The organism is Pseudonocardia yunnanensis, from assembly GCF_039534065.1.
In the GTDB taxonomy this organism is placed as follows: Bacteria; Actinomycetota; Actinomycetes; order Mycobacteriales; family Pseudonocardiaceae; genus Pseudonocardia; species Pseudonocardia yunnanensis.
Genome location: NZ_BAAAUS010000039.1, coordinates 140,772 through 159,816, shown reverse-complemented (window position 1 = coordinate 159,816; position 19,045 = coordinate 140,772). Strand labels below are relative to the sequence as shown.

Sequence of the window (19,045 nt, the reverse complement as noted above, 5' to 3'; positions counted from 1 at the left end):
ACGCAGGGGTTGTCACACGGGGGCTCCTGCCAGGAGGGCGTTGATCACCCCGTCGGCCAGGAGGCGGCCACGGCGGGTCAGCACCGCGCGGCCGGTGGGGAGTGCCGCGGGGTCGAGCAGTCCGTCCTCGGCCGCGCGGACGGCGGCGGCGCGGCCGTCGTCGTCGAGGAGGTCCAGCGGGAGGCCCGTCGCCAGGCGTAGCCGCAACATCACGCGCTCGGTGTGGCGTTCCGACTCGGTCAGCACTTCGCGCCCGGCCTCCGGGGACTCGCCCTCGGCCAAGAGCGAGGCGTACCGCGCCGGGTGCTTCACGTTCCACCACCGGACGCCGGACAGGTGCGAGTGCGCGCCCGGCCCGAGCCCCCACCAGTCCCCGTCGAGCCAGTACCCGAGGTTGTGCCGGCAGGCCGCAGGCTCGGAGGCGGCCCAGTTCGAGACCTCGTACCAGTGCAGTCCGGCTGCATCGAGGCGATCGTCGATCAGCTCGTAGCGGGCCGCGGCCACGTCGTCGTCAGGGGCGGGCAGTTCCCCCCGCGCCACGCGGCGGGCCAGCGCGGTGCCGTCCTCGACGATCAGGGCGTAGGCCGACACGTGGTCGACACCCGCATCGAGCACCGCGTCGAGCGAGGCACGCAGGTCGTCGTCGGTCTCGCCGGGTGTGGCGTAGATGAGGTCGAGGTTGACGTGCCCGATCCCCGCGGCCCGGGCCTCCCGTGCGGCGGCTACCGCCCGGCCCGGGGTGTGCCGGCGATCCAGCACGCGCAGCACGTGCGGCGCGGCGGACTGCATCCCCAGCGACACCCGCGTGAACCCCGCCTCGACGAGGCCTGCGAAGAACTCCGGTGACGTCGACTCGGGGTTGGACTCGGTGGTCACCTCGGCGCCCGGAGCGAGCCCGAAGCTCCCCCGGACGGCGTCGAGCACCTCGCCGAGCCGATCGGCCCCCAGGAGCGACGGGGTGCCGCCGCCGACGAACACGGTGTCGACGGCCCGCGGCCCCACGGTGTGCACAGCGAGATCGAGCTCGCGGCGGACGGCGTCGAGCCAACCGTCCGGTGACGCTCCTGAGCCGGCGAGCTCAACCGGTGTGTAGGTGTTGAAGTCGCAGTACCCACAGCGCGCCGCACAGAACGGCACGTGGACATAGACCCCGAAGGGCGAGCGGGTGGGCACGGCATCCCAGTCTGCCAGTCGGGCGGACAGCGCAGGGTTCACCGGTCCGTCCCCTTCGCCGCGGCTCGCCCCGTTCACGCCGGAGTCCTCGATCACATCACCCGAGCGGGTCGCGACGCCTCCGGTGATCGTGGCCTAACGTCCCGATCAAGCTCCGGTTGCCCGGGGCGCCGCCCCCGGGACAGGACCGCAGGAATGCCGATCTCCCGGCCGCTCAGCCCGGCCCGCATGTTCGCCGACCTCGTCGGGACGACGACTCCCGCCCCCGAACGGCCCCTGCTGAGGCGGGTCGTGGTGATGGGCGGCTCCATCGCCGGACTGTTCGCCGCGCGAGCACTCTCCGATGCGGCCGCCGAGGTGGTGATCGTCGAGCGCGACGAGCTCGACGAGAGTGCCGACGCCCGCCGCGGCGTGCCGCACGGACAGCAGGTGCATGCGCTGCTGGCGGCGGGGCGCATGCAGCTCGACCGGTGGTTCCCCGGGTTCTCCGCCGCGTGCGTGGCAGAGGGCGCCTTCGTGGCGCCCCCGGCGGATCTGCGTCTGGCGTTGACCGGTCGCAACCGGCGGCTCCGGAGCGTCCACCCAGGGATCATGTCGGCCAGCCGCCCGTTCCTGGAGGCGATGATCCGCCGTCGGGTGCTCGCGCTTCCCGCGGTCACCGTCCGCACCGGGCGGGCCACCGGGCTGGAGTTCGTGGGCGAGACCGTCACCGGCGTCCGTGTCGAGGTCGACGGCGACGAGCGCGTGGAGCGGGCGGACCTGGTCGTCGACGCGACCGGGCGCTCGAGCCGGCTGGGTGAGTGGCTGGAGAAGGCCGGATGGGAGCGCCCGGCGCTCGTCCGGCTACCGATCGCGCTGACGTACGCCACCGGGTACTTCGCACCGAGCGAACAACCGCCCGAGCCGCCGATCACCCTGCTCCGCGACCTCCCCGGCCGGACGAACGTCGCTGTCTACGGGCCGATCGAGGGCGAGCGGTTCATCGTGATGCTCTCCGGATACGACGAGAACCGGCCCGCCACCACGATCGACGACTTCCGCGCGCAGATCCGTGACGATCTTCCGGAGCGCTTCACCCGCGCGGCAGCCGGCGAGCCGCTGGGCCCCATCCGGCTCTATCACATGGGCGACAGCCGCCGCCGGGAGTTCGCCTCCGCCTACCGTCTTCCGGCGCGGCTCGTGGCGGTGGGCGACGCGGTGGCCTCATTCAACCCCACCTACGGCCAGGGCATCTCCTCCGCGGCACTGCACGCCGTGTGCCTGGAGTCGTTCCTGGCCACCCAACCGGACCTCGACGTCCCCGCGTACGGGTTCTTCGAGCGCCAGCACCTGGTGGTGGACGCGGCCTGGCGCATGTCGACGATCACGGACGAGCTCCGGGTCGGTACCCCGCTGCCCCACACCGTCGGGGAGCGGGTCGCTCGCCTGCTGACCCGTTTCGTCCTGACGGCCGCGCCGCTCGACACCACCGTGGAGGCGACGGCGACCGCCGCCGGTTTCATGCTCGTGCATCCCGATGCGCTGCTCTCGCCGCCCGTCATCACCCGGGCTGCGGTGGCGCACGGACGGGACGCGGCCTGCCGGGCTCAGGCGGCGGCCCGGCAGGGCCTGGGCCGGCTGGCCGAGCGGCTGAACGAGTTCCGTGGCCACGACCCCGTTCCGGACGAGGCGACCTGACGGCGAGACGCGCGTGCGGACCTCATCGAGGGTCCGCCAGCAGCGATGCCGAGTGCTCCCCTCGCCAGAGCTCCGGATGCCACCGCTGCACGAGCGCGCCGACCGGCGGCGGAGCCCCCGCGCCGCCCATGATCACGAACAGCCAGCATCGCTCGCCACCCAGCCGCCATGCACCGCGCAGCTCGGGGTGCCGGCGCACGGCCTCCTGATCGGCCGGGTAGAGCTCGAGGGCCGCAACGATCGGCGTCACTTCCGGCGGTAGATCGAGCCATCGGTGGTAGATCCGGGCGTGGATGCGCCGGCGTTTGTCGGAGAGGCGCAGGGAGACCGCGCCGATCTCCGTCCACGCCAGGCGGAACTGCGGTGTGCGCCGGCCGGTGTCGAGCCGGATTCCCTCGTGATCGATCAGCAGCCGGCGCGGCCGTCGAAGGTCGAACAACGCCAGCGTCACGACGAGCGCGAGGAGCCCGAAGCACCCTCCCAGCACGCCGACGACCACCCGGGCCACGAGCCCACCGTCCACGTCGCCACGGACCGCGGCGACGACGACAACCACACTCAGCGCCCACAGGATCGGCGCCCCGAGCAGCAGCCACCGTCCGTTGAGCCTGCGCAGGTCGATCACTCCGCTCTCCACGCGCGGGACGGTACGCAGGGAGCGTGACGCGGTGGGGCCGTTCGGCAAAGCGTGTGAGTCCGCTCCCAGCATGCGGACGTCGATGGATCGCGGACCGGACAAGTGGCACCCTGTCCGTTGTGACCGCGCTGACCCTGCGACTCGTGGCCCGGCGCCACGTGGACCTGCACCGGGTTAGCAGCGCGCTCTGTCGACAGCGCTGATCTCGCGCCCCGACCACCACACACAGTCGGCGCAGAGGCCTGTCGCGCACGCCCGCGGCCGTCCCGTGCCGCAATCCGGAGGCACCGTCTTGCCCCCCACCACGTCCGTTCCCGGCAAGCGCAAGCGCGGCGAAGGCCAGTGGAAGCTGGGCTACCGAGAGCCGCTCAACCCCAACGAGCGCACGAAGAAGGACGATGACGGGCTGAACGTCCGCGCCCGCATCGAGAACATCTACGCGAAGGGCGGGTTCGACTCGATCGACCCCGCCGACCTGCGTGGCCGCATGCGCTGGTGGGGTCTCTACACCCAGCGCCGGCCCGGGATCGACGGCGGCCGCACCGCGGTGCTGGAGCCCGAGGAGCTCGACGACCGCTACTTCATGCTCCGTGTGCGCATCGACGGCGGGGCGTTGACCACTGAGCAGCTCCGGGCGGTCGGCGAGATCTCGCAGGACCACGCCCGCGGCACAGCGGACGTCACCGACCGGCAGAACATCCAGTATCACTGGATCCAGATCGAGGACATGCCCGCGATCTGGAAGAAGCTCGAGGGCCTCGGGCTGCTCACCACCGAGGCGTGCGGCGACACCCCCCGCGTCATCCTCGGCTCGCCCGTCGCCGGGATCTCGGCGGACGACCGGATCGACCCGCGGCCGGCGATCGACACGATCATCGAGCGCTACATCGGCAGCCCTGAGTTCTCCAACCTGCCGCGCAAGTTCAAGACCGCGATCTCCTGGCAGCAGGACGTGGCGCACGAGGTCAACGACGTCTCCTTCATCGGCGTCGAGCACCCGGAGCACGGCCCGGGCTTCGACGTCTGGGTCGGGGGTGGGCTCTCGACGAACCCGAAGATCGCCCAGCGGCTCGGGGCGTGGGTGCCGCTCGACGAGGTTCCCGACGTCTGGGCCGGGATCGTCTCGGTGTTCCGCGACTACGGCTACCGCAGGCTGCGCACCCGCGCCCGGATCAAGTTCCTCGTCGCCGACTGGGGCGTGGCGGAGTTCCGCCGCGTGCTGGAGGAGGAGTACCTCGGGAAGAAGATGGTGGACGGTCCTGCGCCGGCCATCCCCGAGCGCCCGATCGACCACGTCGGCGTACACAAGCAGCTCGACGGCCGCAACTACATCGGCGTGGCCCCCTCGTCGGGGCGCGTCTCGGGCGCCACTCTGGTGGCGCTGGCCAAGGCCGCGGAGACGGCAGGCTCGCAGCGGGTGCGGCTCACCCCGCAGCAGAAGATCGTCGTGCTCGACGTGCCGGACGAGAACGTCGCCTCTCTCGTGGCAGAGCTCGCCACCCTGGGCCTGCAGGCCGAGCCGTCGCCGTGGCGGCGCGCGACCATGGCCTGCACCGGGATCGAGTTCTGCAAGCTCGCCATCGTCGAGACCAAGGAGCGGGCGATCCGGCTCGTCGAGGAGCTGGAGCTGCGCCTCGCCGACGTCAGCCCGGACGTCCCGATCTCGATCCACCTCAACGGCTGCCCGAACGCCTGCGCCCGCACGCAGGTGGCCGACATCGGCCTCAAGGGCCAGCTCGTGACCGACGCGAGCGGCAACCAGGTCGAGGGCTTCCAGGTGCACCTCGGCGGTGGCCTCGGTCTCGACGCCGGTTTCGGCCGCAAGCTGCGTGGCCTCAAGGTCACCAGCGCGGAGCTGGGCGAGTACGTCGAGCGGATCGTCAGGCGGTTTGTGGCCCAACGCGAGGACGGCGAGCGGTTTGCGCAGTGGGTCACACGCGCCGCCGAGGACGACCTCAAATGATCGCCGGTATAACCGAGCGGGGGGCGAGATGAGCGAGCGCGCGGTCCCCTTCTACTGCCCGTACTGCGGCGAGGAGGACCTACGGCCCGCAGAGCAGACCGAGCGGGTGCCGCACGGCGCCTGGTACTGCGCGGCCTGTCTGCGGACGTTCTCACTGAAGTTCGTCGGAATCGGAGTGCCGGAGGTGTCGCGGTGAGCGGAGCTTGCGGAGCGAACGATCAACACAGCGCCCCCGCGAAGCGGTCGGCCGAGCGCAGCGAGGACGAGCGATGAGTGTTGCGACGGAAACCGATCTTCGTGGTCTCGCGGAGCGGGGAGCGGTCGAGCTCGGGCCGGACGCGACCGCCGAGCAGGTGCTGGCCTGGGCCGCGGAGACGTTCGGCGAGCGGCTGATCGTCGCGTCGAACATGCAGGACGCGGTGCTCGTCGACCTGGCCGCCCGCGCGCGGCCGGGTGTGGACGTGCTGTTCCTTGAGACCGGCTACCACTTCGCCGAGACCATCGGCACGCGCGACGCCGTCGAGCTCACCTACGACGTGCGGATCGTGAACGCCACGCCGGAGCGCACCGTCGCGCAGCAGGACTCGCTGCTCGGCAAGGACCTCTTCGCACGCGACCCGAACCAGTGCTGCGCGTTGCGCAAGGTCGCTCCGCTGGAGCGCACCCTCGCCGGCTACGACGCCTGGGTCACGGGGGTGCGCCGCGTCGAGGCTCCGACCAGGGCGAACACACCCCTCGTCACCTACGACGAGAAGTTCGGGCTGGTGAAGGTCAACCCCATCGCCGCGTGGAGCGATGAGGAGATGGACGACTACATCGCCGAGCACGGGATCCTCGTGAACCCGCTCGTCGCGGAGGGCTACCCGTCGATCGGGTGCCTGCCCTGCACGGCGAAGCCGGCGCCCGGCGCCGACAAGCGCTCGGGCCGGTGGGCGGGCACGGGCAAGATCGAGTGCGGGCTGCACGTCTCATGATCCGCATCCACGCACTCTCGACCGTGGAGGCCCACAAGTGACCGCGACCCTGCCCCTCACGGCCGCTTCGGCGCTCGACGCGCTGGACGCCCTGGAGAGCGAGTCGATCCACATCTTCCGCGAGGTGGCAGGTGAGTTCGACCGTCCGGTGATCCTCTTCTCCGGCGGCAAGGACTCCACGCTGCTGGTGCATCTCGCCGTCAAGGCCTTCGCGCCGGCACCCGTGCCGTTCCCGCTGCTGCACGTCGACACCGGGCACAACTACCCCGAGGTCATCGACTTCCGCGACCGGCTGGTCGCGCGGCTCGGGCTCCGCCTGGAGGTGGCGCACGTCCAGGAGTGGATCGACGACGGTCGCCTGGTCGAGCGCGCGGACGGCACCCGCAACCCGCTGCAGACCACTCCGCTGCTCGACAGCATCACCGACCACCGGTTCGACGCGGTGTTCGGCGGCGGGCGGCGCGACGAGGAGCGGGCGCGGGCCAAGGAGCGGATCCTCTCGCTGCGCGACGCGTTCGGCCGGTGGGACCCCCGCAGCCAGCGTCCGGAGCTGTGGAACCTCTACAACGGCCGGCACGCACCGGGTGAGCACGTGCGGGTGTTCCCGATCTCGAACTGGACCGAGCTGGACGTCTGGCGCTACATCCAGCGCGAGGAGATCGAGCTGCCCTCGATCTACTTCGCCCACCAGCGCGAGGTCTTCCGGCGTGACGGGATGTGGCTCGCCGAGGGACCGTGGGGCGGACCGCGCGGAGCCGAGGCCCTGGAGCTCAGGTCGGTGCGCTACCGCACCGTCGGCGACGGCTCGTGCACCGGTGCCGTCGAGTCCACCGCCACCACGCTCGACGAGGTGATCGCCGAGGTCACCGCATCTCGGCTCACCGAACGCGGGGCCACCCGCGCCGACGACCGCCTGTCCGAGGCGGCGATGGAAGACCGGAAGCGCGAGGGGTACTTCTAGTGGCTCGGGATCTGCTCCGCTTCGCCACCGCAGGCAGTGTCGACGACGGGAAGTCGACGCTCGTCGGGCGCCTGCTCTACGACACCAAGTCGGTGCTGGCCGACCAGATCGAGGCCGTGCAGCGCGCGTCGGTCGACAAGGGGCTCTCCACCCCCGACCTGTCGCTGCTGGTGGACGGGCTGCGCGCGGAGCGCGAGCAGGGCATCACGATCGACGTGGCTTATCGCTACTTCGGCACCCCGACCCGTGAGTTCGTGCTTGCCGACACTCCGGGGCACGTGCAGTACACCCGGAACACGGTGACCGGCGCGTCCACCGCGGAGCTCGCGGTGCTGCTCGTCGACGCCCGCCACGGCGTGGTCGAGCAGACCCGCCGGCACGCCGCGGTGCTCGCTCTGCTGCGGGTGCCGCGCCTCGTGCTGGCCATCAACAAGATCGACATCGTCGACTACGACGAGGCGGTGCTCGCCGCGATCGCCAAGGACTTCGCCGGGCTCGCCCGCTCGCTGGGCTTCGCCGACGACGCCGTCGTGACGATCCCGGTGTCGGCGCTCGTCGGCGACAACGTCGTCGAACGCTCCGCGCGCACCCCCTGGTACGAGGGGCCGACCCTGCTCGGGCACCTGGAGTCGGTTCCCGTGTCCGGGCCGGAGGTGGCGGCGCCGTTCCGCATGCCGGTGCAGTACGTGATCCGGCCCAGAACCGAGGACCTGCACGACTACCGCGGCTACGCCGGTCAGGTGGCCGCCGGAACGGTGCGGCCGGGTGACGAGGTCGTGGTGCTGCCCGGCGGTGCCCGCACGAGGGTCGCGCGCGTCGACACGGCGGACGGGCCGCTCGACGCAGCCGGTGCCGGGCGCAGCGTCACGGTGCTGCTGGAGGACGACATCGACATCTCCCGCGGCGACCTCCTCGCCTCGGCCACCGCTCCGCCGCGGCTGACCAACGAGCTGGACGCCACGTTGTGCTGGCTGGCCGACAAGCCGCTGCGGCCGGGGGCCCGGCTGCTGCTCAAGCACGGGGCGCGCACCACCCAGGTGATCGTCGGCGCGCTCGGCGAGCGGTTGGACACCGAGACCGTCTCCTACGTGGACGCGCCCGACGAGCTGGGGATCAACGACATCGCGCGCGTCGCCCTGCGCACTGCCGACCCGCTCCCCGTCGACGAGTACGCCGACATCCGCGCCACCGGCAGCTTCCTGCTCATCGACCCGCCCACCGGCAACACGCTCGCGGCTGGCCTCGTCGGCCATCCGCTGTCGCTAGCGGGGTAGGTCGTGACGCTCCAACCCGTCCTCGTCCGCAGGCCCCGCGCCGCCCTGCGGCCCGAGTCGGCCGACGACGGGGGGTCGGCTCCCGTGCTGGTCGCGGTCGCGCACGGTAGCCGCGACCCGCGGTCGGCTGCCACGGTGGCAGCGCTCGCCGACGAGGTTCGCCGGCAGCGCCCGGGTCTCGACGTGCGCGTGAGCTTCCTCGACCTGTCCGCGCCGCGGCTGCCGGACGTGCTCGCCGGGGTCGCCGCCGAGGGCCACCGGGCCGCGGTGGTCGTCCCGCTGCTGCTCGCCCACGCGTTCCACGCCAGGGTCGACGTTCCCGGGGAGGTCGCTCGTGCCGCCCGGCGGCACCCGCAGCTCCACATCGCGACGGCCGGTGTGCTCGGCGGCAGCCCATTGCTGGAGGCGGCCGCGCTGGATCGCCTCACCGCCGTCGCAGGTCCGCTCGACGACCCCGGGCTGGGCGTCGTGCTCGCCGCGATCGGCTCCTCGCACGCCCCGGCCAACGCCGCGGTGGCGCAGGTGGCCGACGGCTGGCTCCGCAGGTTCGGCTGGGCAGGTGCCACGGCGGCGTTCGCGACCGCAACGGAACCAACGGTGCCGCAAGCCATCGCCGCCCTTCGCAGGCAGGGAGCACAACGGGTGGCGGTGGCGCAGTGGATCCTCGCCCCGGGCCTGCTCCCGGACGCGATCGCCCGCTCCGCCCACGCCGCCGGTCCAGACGTGCTGCTCGCGGGACCGCTGGCCGCACACCCAGCGGTGGCGACCCTGATAGCCGAGAGATACGCATCCACACTGGACACCCCCGTAGCGTCCCGTGCCGCAGGCTGACCCTCCGCACCATGGAGCCGTACTGCCGCCGAGGCGGGCGCATGACGGCACCACGGCTCCGAAACACCCGCGTCCAGCGATTCACGTGTACGGACATTTTGGTCTCTTCCCGCTGCTCGGACACCTTGTTGTCCTCCGCGGGGCGGCGACGCACGATGGTGGCGTGATGTCGACGCAGCAGTGCCCGCAGGGCGCCGCGTCTCGGCGTGCCCGCCTATCGGGCATGTCGAACTTTCTCGTCACCGATCTCGAGAGGTTCTGGCCGTCCCGCCGCGGCCACGCCTTCGACGAGTTCTGTCGCTGAACCCTCACGCCCCCCGCTGATCAGCCCGCCATCCCGCGCGCCGTCAGCACGCGTGTCCCCGCCCGCGCACCTGGCTCGGGCACCCCCATTCAGAACAGGACTCCATCCGATGCCCCGGCTCCGCGCCTCCGCCCTGCTATCGGCCGTGATCGTCATGGCCCTGCTCGCCGCCACCGGTTGCTCGAGGGCCGACCGCCCGGACTCCGGCACCGCGGCACCTGTCGACGGCGGGAAGGCGCAGGAGGTACGACTCGGTTACTTCCCCAACGTCACCCACGCCCCGGCGATCATCGGCGTGGAACAGGGCCTGTTCACCGCTGAGCTGGGCAGCACCAAGCTCACGACGCAGACCTTCAACGCCGGAGGCGACGCGGTCAACGCGCTGCTCGGCGGCTCGCTCGACGCCAGCTACATCGGCTCCGGCCCGGCGATCAACGCCTTCGCGAAGTCCGACGGCCAGGTGCGCATCATCGCCGGCGCCACCGAGGGCGGCGCCCAGCTCGTCGTGAAACCCGAGATCACCAGTCCCCAGCAGCTCAAGGGCCGCACGATCGCCACCCCGCAGCTCGGCAACACCCAGGACATCGCCCTGAAGGTGTGGCTGAAGAAGAACGGGCTCACCGCGGGTGATGGTCCCGACGACGTGAAGATCGCCAACCTGGACAACCCCCGCACCCTCGACGCGTTCCGCCAGGGCAGCGTGGACGGCGGCTGGCTGCCCGAGCCGTGGAGCTCGCGGCTCGTGCTCGACGCCGGGGCAACGGTGCTCGTCGACGAGAGCACGCTCTGGCCGAACGGGCGCTTCCCCACCACGGTGCTGCTCGTCCGTGCGGATTTCCTGCAGAAGTACCCCGAGACCGTGCGCGCGCTCCTGCGGGCCCATCTGAAGGCGATCGACCTCGAGAAGCGGGACCTCGCGCAGGCCAAGACGATCGTCAACCAGGGCCTGGAGAAGCTCGCCGGCAGCGCGCTCGCCGGGCCGGTGATCGACCGCGCCTTCGAGAACATCACGCTCGACCCCGACCCTCTGGCCTCGACGTTCCCGCAGCTCGCGCAGGACAGCGTGACAGCGGGGATCACCGAGCAACCCACTGATCTGGCCGGCTTCATCGACGTCGCGCCGCTGAACGCCGAACTGCAGGCCGCCGGCAAGCCCGCTGTGGACGCGGCCGGACTCGACAAGCCCGGAGGCAACTCATGACCGCCATCCTCGATCGCGCCGTCGGCGTCCAGCACGGGGCGGCCGTCGACCTGCAGGGCGTCGGGAAGGTCTTCGGTCGCGGAAGCGAGACGGTCACCGCGCTCACCGACGTGGACCTGCGAGTGCGTCCGGGTGAGTTCGTGGTGCTGCTCGGGGCGTCGGGCTGCGGCAAGAGCACCCTGCTCAACCTGGTCGCCGGGCTGGACCAGCCGACTTCCGGCACCGTGACGGTCGACAGCGGCCGGCCCGCGGTCATGTTCCAGGAGCCTGCCCTCCTGCCGTGGCTCGACGCGGGCCGCAACGTGGAGCTTCCACTGCGGCTCGCGGGGGTCGGGCGCACCGCGCGGCGCACCCGGGCGGCCGAACTACTGGACCTCGTCCGGCTGGGCGGTCAGGCACGCAAGCGCCCCCACGAGCTGTCGGGCGGCATGCGGCAGCGTGTCGCGCTGGCCCGCGCCCTTGCCGCCACCTCGAACGGCAAGGGCGCCCCCGAGGGCGGACTGCTGCTGATGGACGAGCCGTTCGCCGCACTCGACGCCATCACCCGCGACTTCCTGCAAGGTGAGCTGCAGCGGATCTGGCAGGCCACCGGCACTGCCGTGCTGTTCGTGACCCACGACGTCCGCGAGGCCGTCCGGCTCGGGCAGCGAGTTGTACTGCTGTCGTCCCGGCCGGGCACCGTCGTGCGCGAGTGGGACCTCGACGCCGACGGCGTCGACCGCGAGGAGCTCACCGACGAGATCACGGCCAGACTCCGGGAGGTGATCTCGACGCATGGCCGCGCCTGAGGTCGTCTCCCGCCCCGACACCGCCGCGGTCGGGGCGGGGCTCGACGCGCTCGACACCCCCACCGAGGCGCGCAAGCCGGTGCTCCGGCGGGTGCTGGCGACGGGGCTGCCGCCGCTGGTCGCGATCGCCCTGTTCTTCGCCGTGTGGCAGGTTGTCTGGGCCTCGGCGATCTACCCGGAGTACCAGCTGCCTGCCCCGCTCGCGGTCTGGCACGAGTTCGCCGGCACGGTCGCGGACGGCAGCATCTGGAGCATCGTGTGGGTCTCGCTGCACCGCGCGGTGCTCGGGTTCCTCGCCTCGGTGGTGATCGCCACGCCGCTCGGGCTCCTCGTCGCGAAGGTCCCCGTGGTGCGGGCGGCGATCGGTCCGCTGCTGGCCGGCATGCAGAGCCTGCCGTCCGTCGCGTGGGTGCCCGCGGCCATCCTCTGGTTCGGGCTGACCGACACCACCATCTACTTCGTGGTGCTGCTCGGCGCCGTCCCCTCGATCGCCAACGGCCTCGTCTCCGGCATCGACCAGGTCCCGCCGATCCTGCCGCGCGTGGGACAGGTGATGGGCGCCGGGCGGATCGACTCGGCGCGGCTGATCCTGCTGCCTGCGGCGCTGCCCGGCTACATCTCCGGCTGCAAGCAGGGCTGGGCGTTCTCGTGGCGCTCCCTGATGGCGGCCGAGATCATCGCGACGTCCCCGCAGCTGGGCATCGGGCTGGGCGCCTACCTCAAGGAGGGCAGCGACTTCAACAGCATGCCCGGGGTCATCGCGGCGATCTTCCTGATCCTGCTCGTCGGCATCGGCATCGAACTGCTGGCGTTCCGGCCGTTGGAGCGCCGCGTCCTGCGGGCCCGCGGCCTCGCCTCGGCGACGTGATGGCGCGGCGGTCGATCGGAGCGCCGACGCTCGCACGGCGCCGGCACATCGACTTCTGCCGCGTCCCCAGCACGTGTTGTCCGTCCTGATCAGCCCCCTCCGGTGGCGCGTGGCGCGCCGGGCTCCGATCGGGCGACAGGACGGACAACCGTGGGTAGGACCGAACCGCGCGACGACCAATCGCGGCCGCCCGGCGTGCGCCGAGGCCAGGCCGTCGGCGCAGCGTCGATCGATGGCAATATCGACACCAGGGCGGCGGTGAGCGCCGCCGGAGCGATCGTCGGCGAGGAGGACCTGCTGATCGCCACCATCGTGAAAACCGCCGCGTAGGGGTACTGGTGCCCCCCGCAACCCGGTCGTCGTCGCTCACGAGGCGACGCGATCGGGATCTGGCCCACCACGCGAGCGCGCTCTGTCGGACGGGCCGTCGATCCGTCCCGTCCGACTCCCATCTCCAGGAGGCAACGATGTCCCCTTCCGCGTCCGGGTCCGCGTCCCCACCCGCCGGCGAGTCCGTCCGCCCGAGCGTCGCCGACCGCCTGCTCGATTCGCTCGAAGACCTGGTCCGCAGGCACCGGGCGCTCGCGCTGCAGGAATCGTCAGACGGGCAGAAGGCCGCTCTGCACGCCGAGCTCATCGCCGCCGAGGTGGCACACGAGCTCGCCATGGCTCGCAGCGCACTGCACCGTCACCCCGCACTGGGCGCCACCTGATCGGTGCCGGCGGGGCCGCGTGGCCGTGGCCCCGCCGTGACGGACGACGGTCCTACGCCGCTGAGGCCTCCGCCGCGGCGTCCGGGAGGCTGCGCAGCACCGCGCGCGCCACGGCGTCGTTGTAGCGCAGGCTCTGCGAGTTCATTCCCGGCCGCGTGAACGCACCTGCCAGCTTCACGGCGGTGTGCGGGCCGACAGCGAAGCGGCGAGGGTGCACCACACCCGACGCGTCGATCAACGCACCGTCGGACGGACGCACGCGCAGCTGACCGGTGTTGCGCAGGACGGTGCCGTCGTCGTCGACGAGCTCGAGTTCGCTGGCGGCCCCGCTGCGCATCAGGCCGGCCACCAGCGGGTCGACGGTGCGTGCGGCACTGGCATTGGGCAGCCGGGCATCGACGAGCACGGTGGACGTGACGGGGGGCGCGCCCTGAAGCGTCGCGCTGCCCGCACGGAAGACGCCGTCGGCGACGTCCACCCACATCCCCGCGCCGAGGAACTGGACGAACCCCGCCCGGGCAAGGGCCAGCAGCTCGCGCACGCGGAACCCGGGCGGCCCGCTCGCGACGGAGTTGAAGAAGCCCTGCCACCAGCTCAGGTCGAATGCCTGCGAGCGTGCGGAGAGCGCGCCGGCGCCGACCAGGCGGCCGACCTGTCCGTATACGGAGAGCATCGCGACGAACGCGCCCAGGTGCGGGGTGTGGGCCGGATCGACGTGTTGGCGCAGGTCTTCGGCTATCCGCTCCCGTACCAGCGGCTGGAGGGTGGCGAGGTCGGGGGCGCGCAGCCCGTCGAGCGGGCGGTCGAGTGCGGCGAAGTCGATCCTGTCGACGGGGCCGGGCACGGCAGTGGCGAGCAGCTCGTCCATCTCCGGCGTGCCCCACTCCAGCTCGGCGTACCGGACGGCGAACTCGGCCCAGGAAAGCCGGACGCGGTCGGGGTGGCCGAGGAACAGCTCGTGGTACCAGCCCCAGGCGATCTCCTTGGCCATCAGCGGCCACACCTGCGTCAGCAGCTCGACGGGACCACGCTCGGCGATCAACCGGTCGATATCGGCCGGTCCGAGGAACCGCGGCAGCGGCGGACGTCCACCGCGCAGCTCGTAGTGGGTCTTGGAGTGGTAGGGCGCGCCGCGCGGCGAGCCGACCACCAGCCGCGGTTCGGCGCCCGACGGGATGTAGCGCAGGGTGTCCTCGCCGGGGCCCGTCGGCTCGAACCGGCCACCGCGGCCCTCGAAGAGCAGCACCATGAGATCGACGAACGCGAGCCCCATGCCGCGCACGATGACCCTCTCCCCCGGCTCGATCACCGACAGGTCGGAGTCGGTGGTCTGCTCCGGCGGCAGGTAACGCAGTCCGAGCCCGGCGGCCCTGGCCGACAGCGCGAGCTCCTCGTCGGTGGGAGTTGCGTCGAGATGCCCGGAGGCGAGCACGACCGCGTCGACATGCAGGGCCGAGCCGTCTTCCAGGTGCACGACCTGGGTCTCGCCCTCCTCGGTCAGCTCGACGGCCCGGGTGCGGTGGATGTGCACCCGAACACCCGGGGGCAACCCGGCGATCACCTCGTCCAGCACCCAGCTCAGGTACGCGCTCTGCAGCCGCCTGCTCGGAAAGGTCGAGGCCGTGACGGCGCGCAGCTCGGCGGCGAGTTCGGGGCCGAGCACGTCGGGGTCACCGCTCGCGCGCACCTCCTGCGCCCAGTCCCAGAACGAGGGGCCCGGCCGGATCGGCCCGTCACAGACGACGGTGTCGTCGGTGAACATGGTGACGTCGGCCGCCATCGAGTTCATGGCCAGCAACGGGGACTGCTCGTGGCGCCAGATCCGCCCGGCACCCGCCGGGTAGGGATCGATCAGGTGCACGTCGACACCTGTGTCACAGTTGGCGGCCGGGAGCAGATCGGGGATGCTCGCGCCGAGGCGCTCGAGCAGGCCGACGCCCCGCGGTCCCGCGCCGACGATCGCGATCGCGGACGTCACAAAGGGTTCCTCTCGGCAGGCGGACGGAAGACGGTCCGGGCTTGCCTGTCAGAGAGCTGCGCTGGTGCGGCACAGGTCCACGTGCCACCTACGCGACAGCTGGAACCCCATCCCTCGACTGTAGATCGGCGTATCCAGCACGGCCAGCAATCCGGTCTCGCGTCACGTTCCGGATTCCATGACCGCGTCGACGAGGTCCGCGAGAGCGCCGGCCACCCGAGCCGCGCCCGGAGTGGGGGCACCCCCCGGCTCGGCCATGTACCCGTCCCGGCGGATCTCGATCATGACCGACAGCACCCGCGGGTCGGTGCCGTAATGCGCGAGGGGGACGTAGGTGCCGGCGAACGGGGAGTTCACCGAGACCGACCCGATCGCGGCGAACGCCGACTCCGCCGCTGCGACGAGCCACGACGGCGTGTGCACGGGGTCGGCGCCCAGGCACACCGCAGGCCGCGGGCCGTCGGCGTGCAGCTCGTAGGGCAGCGGTGCCGTGGAGTAGGAGTGGACGTCCACGAGCACGGCGCGTCCGGTGGCGTCGATCCGGTCGTCCACCGCGGCCTGCACCGCGGCTGCCCACGGCGTGTAGTAGGCGGCGAGCAGCAGGTCGCGATGCGCCGCATCGTCCGCCCGGACGGGCTGGCCGCGGGTGCCCCGGGTGTAGACGGCGGCCATGCCGGCCGCGGCCATCTCCTCCCGCTCGTCCGGGAACCGCTCGGGGTCGACCACGAACCGCGACACCCGGTTCACGAGCACCCAGGGCCGCACCCGGGCCCGCTCCGCGGCGATGGTCGCGATCAGGTCGGTGTGGTGGTCGGTCAGCGCGGCCAGCTCGGCCGCGAGCTCGTCGTCGTCGAGCACGAGGTGCGGCCTGGTCCACGAGGGGATCTCGGTACTGGCATGCGGGACGTGCAGCAACACGGGGCTCCGGGCATCGCCCGCACGGGCGTCCGGAGGGCGGGGATCCGGCACGTGGCCATCCTGCCGGTCGGCGCCGCACACCAGCCGCGCTTTCTCCCGTGTGACCGCTTCGAGGTCTTGTTGACGGACCGACCCCGCGGTGCTGCAGTGGAGGACGTGACCATCCGGGTTCCCCTGGTGACTCGAGCACACATCGACCTCGGCCGGGTGTGGTCGGCGGCCTGTCCGGGCCTCTGAGCCCGCAGCCCGCAGCCCATTCACCCGGAAGGACCACCATGCCCGTCGAGTTCCTCGGCATCGGCGCCACCAACAACGGCACGGAGACGACACCGCGCTCCGGCCCCGCGTTCGACAAGGACTACACGCTCGCCCTCGCCCGCGGCCACGAGGAGAGCGGCTGGGACCGGGTGCTCACGGCGTACAGCTCCGGCAGCCCGGACCCCGCTCAGGCCGCCGCGCTCATCGCCACCCACACCGAGCGGCTGCAGCTGCTGCTCGCCCACCGGCCGAACGTCTCCTACCCCACCTTCGCCGCGAAGACCGTCGCCACGCTCGACCAGATCAGCGACGGGCGCCTCACCCTGCACGTGATCACCGGCGGCAACGACCACGAGCAGCAGCGCGAGGGCGACACCCTGCCCAAGGACCAGCGCTACGACCGCACCCGCGAGGCCATCCAGATCTTCAAGAAGGCCTGGACGTCACGCGAGCCGTTCGACTTCCACGGCGAGCACTACGACTTCAGCGACTTCGTGCTGGACGTCGAGCCCGCCCAGAAGCCCCGCCCGCGCATCTCCTTCGGCGGCTCCTCCCCCGCGGCCTACAAGGTGGGGGCGGAGGAGGCCGACATCTACGCGCTCTGGGGCGAGCCGCTCGCCGGCACCGCGCAACAGATCGCGACGATCAGCGACATCGCCCGCGCGGCCGGGCGCCCGGTCCCGACGTTCCAGGTGGCGTTCCGCCCGATCCTCGGCCGCACCGAGGAGGAGGCCTGGGAGAAGGCCTACGCCACCGTGGCCCGCATCCAGGACCGCACGAAGGGCGGCACGGCGCAGCTGACCCGCCGCCACAAGCTCTCCGACCCGGAGAACGCAGGCTCGCAGCGGCTGCTGGAGGTGGCCGCACAGGGCGAGCGCTTCGACCGCGCGCTGTGGACCGTCACGGCGAAGGCCACCGGTGGAGCCGGTAACTCCACCGCGCTGGTGGGCACGCCGGAGACGGTGGCCGCGGCGCTGCTGGACTACTACGACCTCGGCGTCCGGATCCTGTCCGCCCGCGGCTACGACCTGCTCGCCGACGCCGTGGAGTTCGGCCGCGAGGTGATCCCGCTCGTGCGCGCCGAGGTGGCCAGGCGCGACGCCGAGGAGGCCCGCACCGCCGTGCCCGCCTGACCCCGGCTCGCATCCAGGCGATGCGCTGGGCCCCCGCCCGTCACGCAGGGGCTCAGCGCAGCACCGCCTGAGTCTGTGTCACCCGCGCCGCGAGTTTCCCTGCCGCGTCGCGCACCTCCGTGTCGACGATGATCGTGCTGCGGCCTCCGTGCAGCACCCGGGCCACGGCCTCGACATGCCCCGGACGTCACGGGGCGCAGGAAGTTCGTCGCCGACGTGACCGTGGCGGTGCCCGTCGCGCCGTCGGGCAGGTTGAGGAAGGCGCACCAGCCCCCTGCGGCATCGGCCAGGGCCATCAGGGCCCCACCGTGGAGCAGCCCGGCGGTCGTGCACCGGGACTCGTCCCAGTCCAGCCGCAGGGCCACCTCGTGCGGCTCGGCGCGCAGCGCGGTGGCCCCGAGCAGGGCGGTGAAGGGCATCAAGCGGTGCATCAGCGTGGTGGGGTCATCGGTCTCGAGTGATCCGGTCACGCGCTGAGACTGTCGCGATCGCGGCCGCCGGTCCATTACCCGGGACGTTATCGATCAGCCCCATCGGCGCCGCTAGCGTGCTCGCCATGACCGCCGCGACAACCACCGGCACCGCGTTCGGCGCGCTGCTGCGCGACTGGCGACAGCGCCGCCGGCTGACCCAGCTCGACCTCGGCATCCAGGCCGACGTGTCCGCCCGGCACCTGAGCTTCCTGGAGACCGGCCGGTCGAAGCCGAGCCGGGACATGGTGCTGCACCTCTCGGAGGAGCTGGACGTGCCACTGCGCGGACGGAACGAGCTGATGATCGCGGCCGGCTTCGCCCCGGCCTACTCCCAGCACGGCCTCGACGACGCCGAAATGGGTGAGGTGCAGCGCTCGCTGCGCCGGATCCTCGACGGTCAGGAGCCCTACCCGGCCGTCCTCGTCGACGGCTCGTGGAACCTGGTCGCGGCCAACCGAGGGATCGCAATCCTCACCGACCTCGTCGACCCCGAACTGCTGATCCCGCCCGTCAACGTCCTGCGGGTGAGCCTGCATCCGCGCGGGCTCGCCCCGCATGTCGCCGACCTGGAGGAGTACGCCGCGCACGTCGTGTCGCGGGTGCGCAGGCAGGCCGAGCGGGCGGCCTCCACGGGGCTGCGTGCGCTGCTCGGTGAGCTCGTCGGGTACTGCCGGGACGCCGGGCTCGACCCCACGGCGCAGCCGCGCGACCGGATCGTGCTGCCACTGCGGCTGCGCCACCCCGACCAAGAGCTCACGCTCTTCAGCACCGTCTCGGTGCTCGGCGCGCCGCTCGACGTGACGCTGGAAGAGGTGGCCATCGAGAGCTTCTTCCCCGCGGACGACGCCACCGCCGCATACCTCCGGGACCGATTCGCCTGATCTCTCCCTCTTGCCTGCACTGTCATGGATCATGGAGATC

General features: G+C 72.1%; 20 protein-coding genes and 1 pseudogene. 16 read left to right on the top strand and 5 right to left on the bottom strand.

Going from position 1 to position 19,045, the window contains the following annotated elements:
• Positions 1-12: 12 nt before the first annotated feature.
• Complete coding sequence (gene hemW / locus ABD743_RS32925; RefSeq protein WP_344726894.1) at positions 13-1,215, bottom strand: radical SAM family heme chaperone HemW; 1,203 nt, start codon at positions 1,213-1,215, stop codon at positions 13-15.
• A gap of 153 nt (positions 1,216-1,368) precedes the next feature.
• Between hemW and ABD743_RS32920 the strand changes: the two genes are divergently transcribed.
• Complete coding sequence (locus tag ABD743_RS32920) at positions 1,369-2,850, top strand: FAD-dependent oxidoreductase (RefSeq protein ID WP_344726778.1); 1,482 nt, start codon at positions 1,369-1,371, stop codon at positions 2,848-2,850.
• Between the two features lie 22 nt (positions 2,851-2,872).
• Here ABD743_RS32920 and ABD743_RS32915 read toward each other — a convergent pair whose 3' ends face one another.
• The gene (locus ABD743_RS32915; RefSeq protein WP_344726776.1) at positions 2,873-3,487 is read right to left on the bottom strand and encodes a hypothetical protein; all 615 of its coding nucleotides are present in this window, start codon (positions 3,485-3,487) and stop codon (positions 2,873-2,875) included.
• A gap of 23 nt (positions 3,488-3,510) precedes the next feature.
• Here ABD743_RS32915 and ABD743_RS44620 point away from each other — a divergent pair, with 23 nt between their 5' ends.
• The 13 genes from ABD743_RS44620 (at position 3,511) to ABD743_RS32855 (ending at position 13,364) form a co-directional block, all read left to right on the top strand.
• A complete protein-coding gene (locus ABD743_RS44620; RefSeq protein WP_425567021.1) occupies positions 3,511-3,690 on the top strand; it encodes a putative leader peptide in 180 nt (59 codons plus the stop codon).
• 89 nt (positions 3,691-3,779) lie between these two features.
• Complete coding sequence (locus ABD743_RS32910; RefSeq protein WP_344726774.1) at positions 3,780-5,450, top strand: nitrite/sulfite reductase; 1,671 nt, start codon at positions 3,780-3,782, stop codon at positions 5,448-5,450.
• Positions 5,451-5,478: 28 nt separating this feature from the next.
• Entirely contained in the window at positions 5,479-5,646 is a 168-nt protein-coding gene (locus ABD743_RS32905; protein WP_241037812.1) for a PDDEXK family nuclease, read from the top strand.
• A 73-nt stretch (positions 5,647-5,719) separates the two neighbouring features.
• Complete coding sequence (locus ABD743_RS32900) at positions 5,720-6,424, top strand: phosphoadenylyl-sulfate reductase (RefSeq protein ID WP_344726772.1); 705 nt, start codon at positions 5,720-5,722, stop codon at positions 6,422-6,424.
• Between the two features lie 37 nt (positions 6,425-6,461).
• Complete coding sequence (gene cysD / locus ABD743_RS32895; RefSeq protein ID WP_344726770.1) at positions 6,462-7,385, top strand: sulfate adenylyltransferase subunit CysD; 924 nt, start codon at positions 6,462-6,464, stop codon at positions 7,383-7,385.
• Positions 7,385-8,659, top strand: coding sequence for a sulfate adenylyltransferase subunit 1 (locus ABD743_RS32890; protein ID WP_344726768.1), 1,275 nt, complete (start codon positions 7,385-7,387; stop codon positions 8,657-8,659). Before cysD ends, ABD743_RS32890 begins: the two co-directional genes overlap by 1 nt.
• Positions 8,660-8,704: 45 nt before the next feature.
• Entirely contained in the window at positions 8,705-9,490 is a 786-nt protein-coding gene (locus tag ABD743_RS32885; protein ID WP_344726892.1) for a sirohydrochlorin chelatase, read from the top strand.
• A 166-nt stretch (positions 9,491-9,656) separates the two neighbouring features.
• On the top strand, positions 9,657-9,794 hold the full coding sequence (locus ABD743_RS32880; protein ID WP_344726766.1) for a hypothetical protein: 138 nt from the start codon (positions 9,657-9,659) through the stop codon (positions 9,792-9,794).
• A gap of 109 nt (positions 9,795-9,903) precedes the next feature.
• On the top strand, positions 9,904-10,995 hold the full coding sequence (locus ABD743_RS32875) for an ABC transporter substrate-binding protein (RefSeq protein WP_344726764.1): 1,092 nt from the start codon (positions 9,904-9,906) through the stop codon (positions 10,993-10,995).
• Positions 10,992-11,783 carry an ABC transporter ATP-binding protein gene (locus ABD743_RS32870; RefSeq protein ID WP_344726762.1) on the top strand — a complete coding sequence of 264 codons (792 nt, stop codon included), beginning with the start codon at positions 10,992-10,994 and terminating at the stop codon, positions 11,781-11,783. Before ABD743_RS32875 ends, ABD743_RS32870 begins: the two co-directional genes overlap by 4 nt.
• Positions 11,770-12,651 carry an ABC transporter permease gene (locus ABD743_RS32865; protein ID WP_344726758.1) on the top strand — a complete coding sequence of 294 codons (882 nt, stop codon included), beginning with the start codon at positions 11,770-11,772 and terminating at the stop codon, positions 12,649-12,651. Before ABD743_RS32870 ends, ABD743_RS32865 begins: the two co-directional genes overlap by 14 nt.
• Positions 12,652-12,801: 150 nt before the next feature.
• Positions 12,802-12,981: a hypothetical protein gene (locus tag ABD743_RS32860; RefSeq protein ID WP_344726756.1), complete on the top strand. Its 180-nt coding sequence runs from the start codon at positions 12,802-12,804 to the stop codon at positions 12,979-12,981.
• 137 nt (positions 12,982-13,118) lie between these two features.
• Positions 13,119-13,364 carry a hypothetical protein gene (locus tag ABD743_RS32855; protein ID WP_344726754.1) on the top strand — a complete coding sequence of 82 codons (246 nt, stop codon included), beginning with the start codon at positions 13,119-13,121 and terminating at the stop codon, positions 13,362-13,364.
• A gap of 52 nt (positions 13,365-13,416) precedes the next feature.
• On the opposite strand, the gene ABD743_RS32850 is transcribed toward ABD743_RS32855, so the two are convergent.
• Together ABD743_RS32850 and ABD743_RS32845 are read right to left on the bottom strand one after the other, a co-directional pair.
• On the bottom strand, positions 13,417-15,342 hold the full coding sequence (locus ABD743_RS32850; RefSeq protein WP_344726752.1) for an FAD/NAD(P)-binding protein: 1,926 nt from the start codon (positions 15,340-15,342) through the stop codon (positions 13,417-13,419).
• A 162-nt stretch (positions 15,343-15,504) separates the two neighbouring features.
• Positions 15,505-16,311 (bottom strand): N-formylglutamate amidohydrolase, encoded by an 807-nt coding sequence (locus ABD743_RS32845; protein ID WP_344726750.1) that lies wholly within the window; start codon positions 16,309-16,311, stop codon positions 15,505-15,507.
• A gap of 224 nt (positions 16,312-16,535) precedes the next feature.
• Between ABD743_RS32845 and ABD743_RS32840 the strand changes: the two genes are divergently transcribed.
• Complete coding sequence (locus ABD743_RS32840; RefSeq protein WP_344726748.1) at positions 16,536-17,651, top strand: LLM class flavin-dependent oxidoreductase; 1,116 nt, start codon at positions 16,536-16,538, stop codon at positions 17,649-17,651.
• Between the two features lie 52 nt (positions 17,652-17,703).
• On the opposite strand, the pseudogene ABD743_RS32835 reads toward ABD743_RS32840, so the two are convergent.
• Positions 17,704-18,070: pseudogene (locus tag ABD743_RS32835) on the bottom strand (PaaI family thioesterase).
• 137 nt (positions 18,071-18,207) lie between these two features.
• Here ABD743_RS32835 and ABD743_RS32830 point away from each other — a divergent pair.
• Positions 18,208-19,005: a helix-turn-helix domain-containing protein gene (locus ABD743_RS32830; protein ID WP_344726746.1), complete on the top strand. Its 798-nt coding sequence runs from the start codon at positions 18,208-18,210 to the stop codon at positions 19,003-19,005.
• Positions 19,006-19,045: the final 40 nt, after the last annotated feature.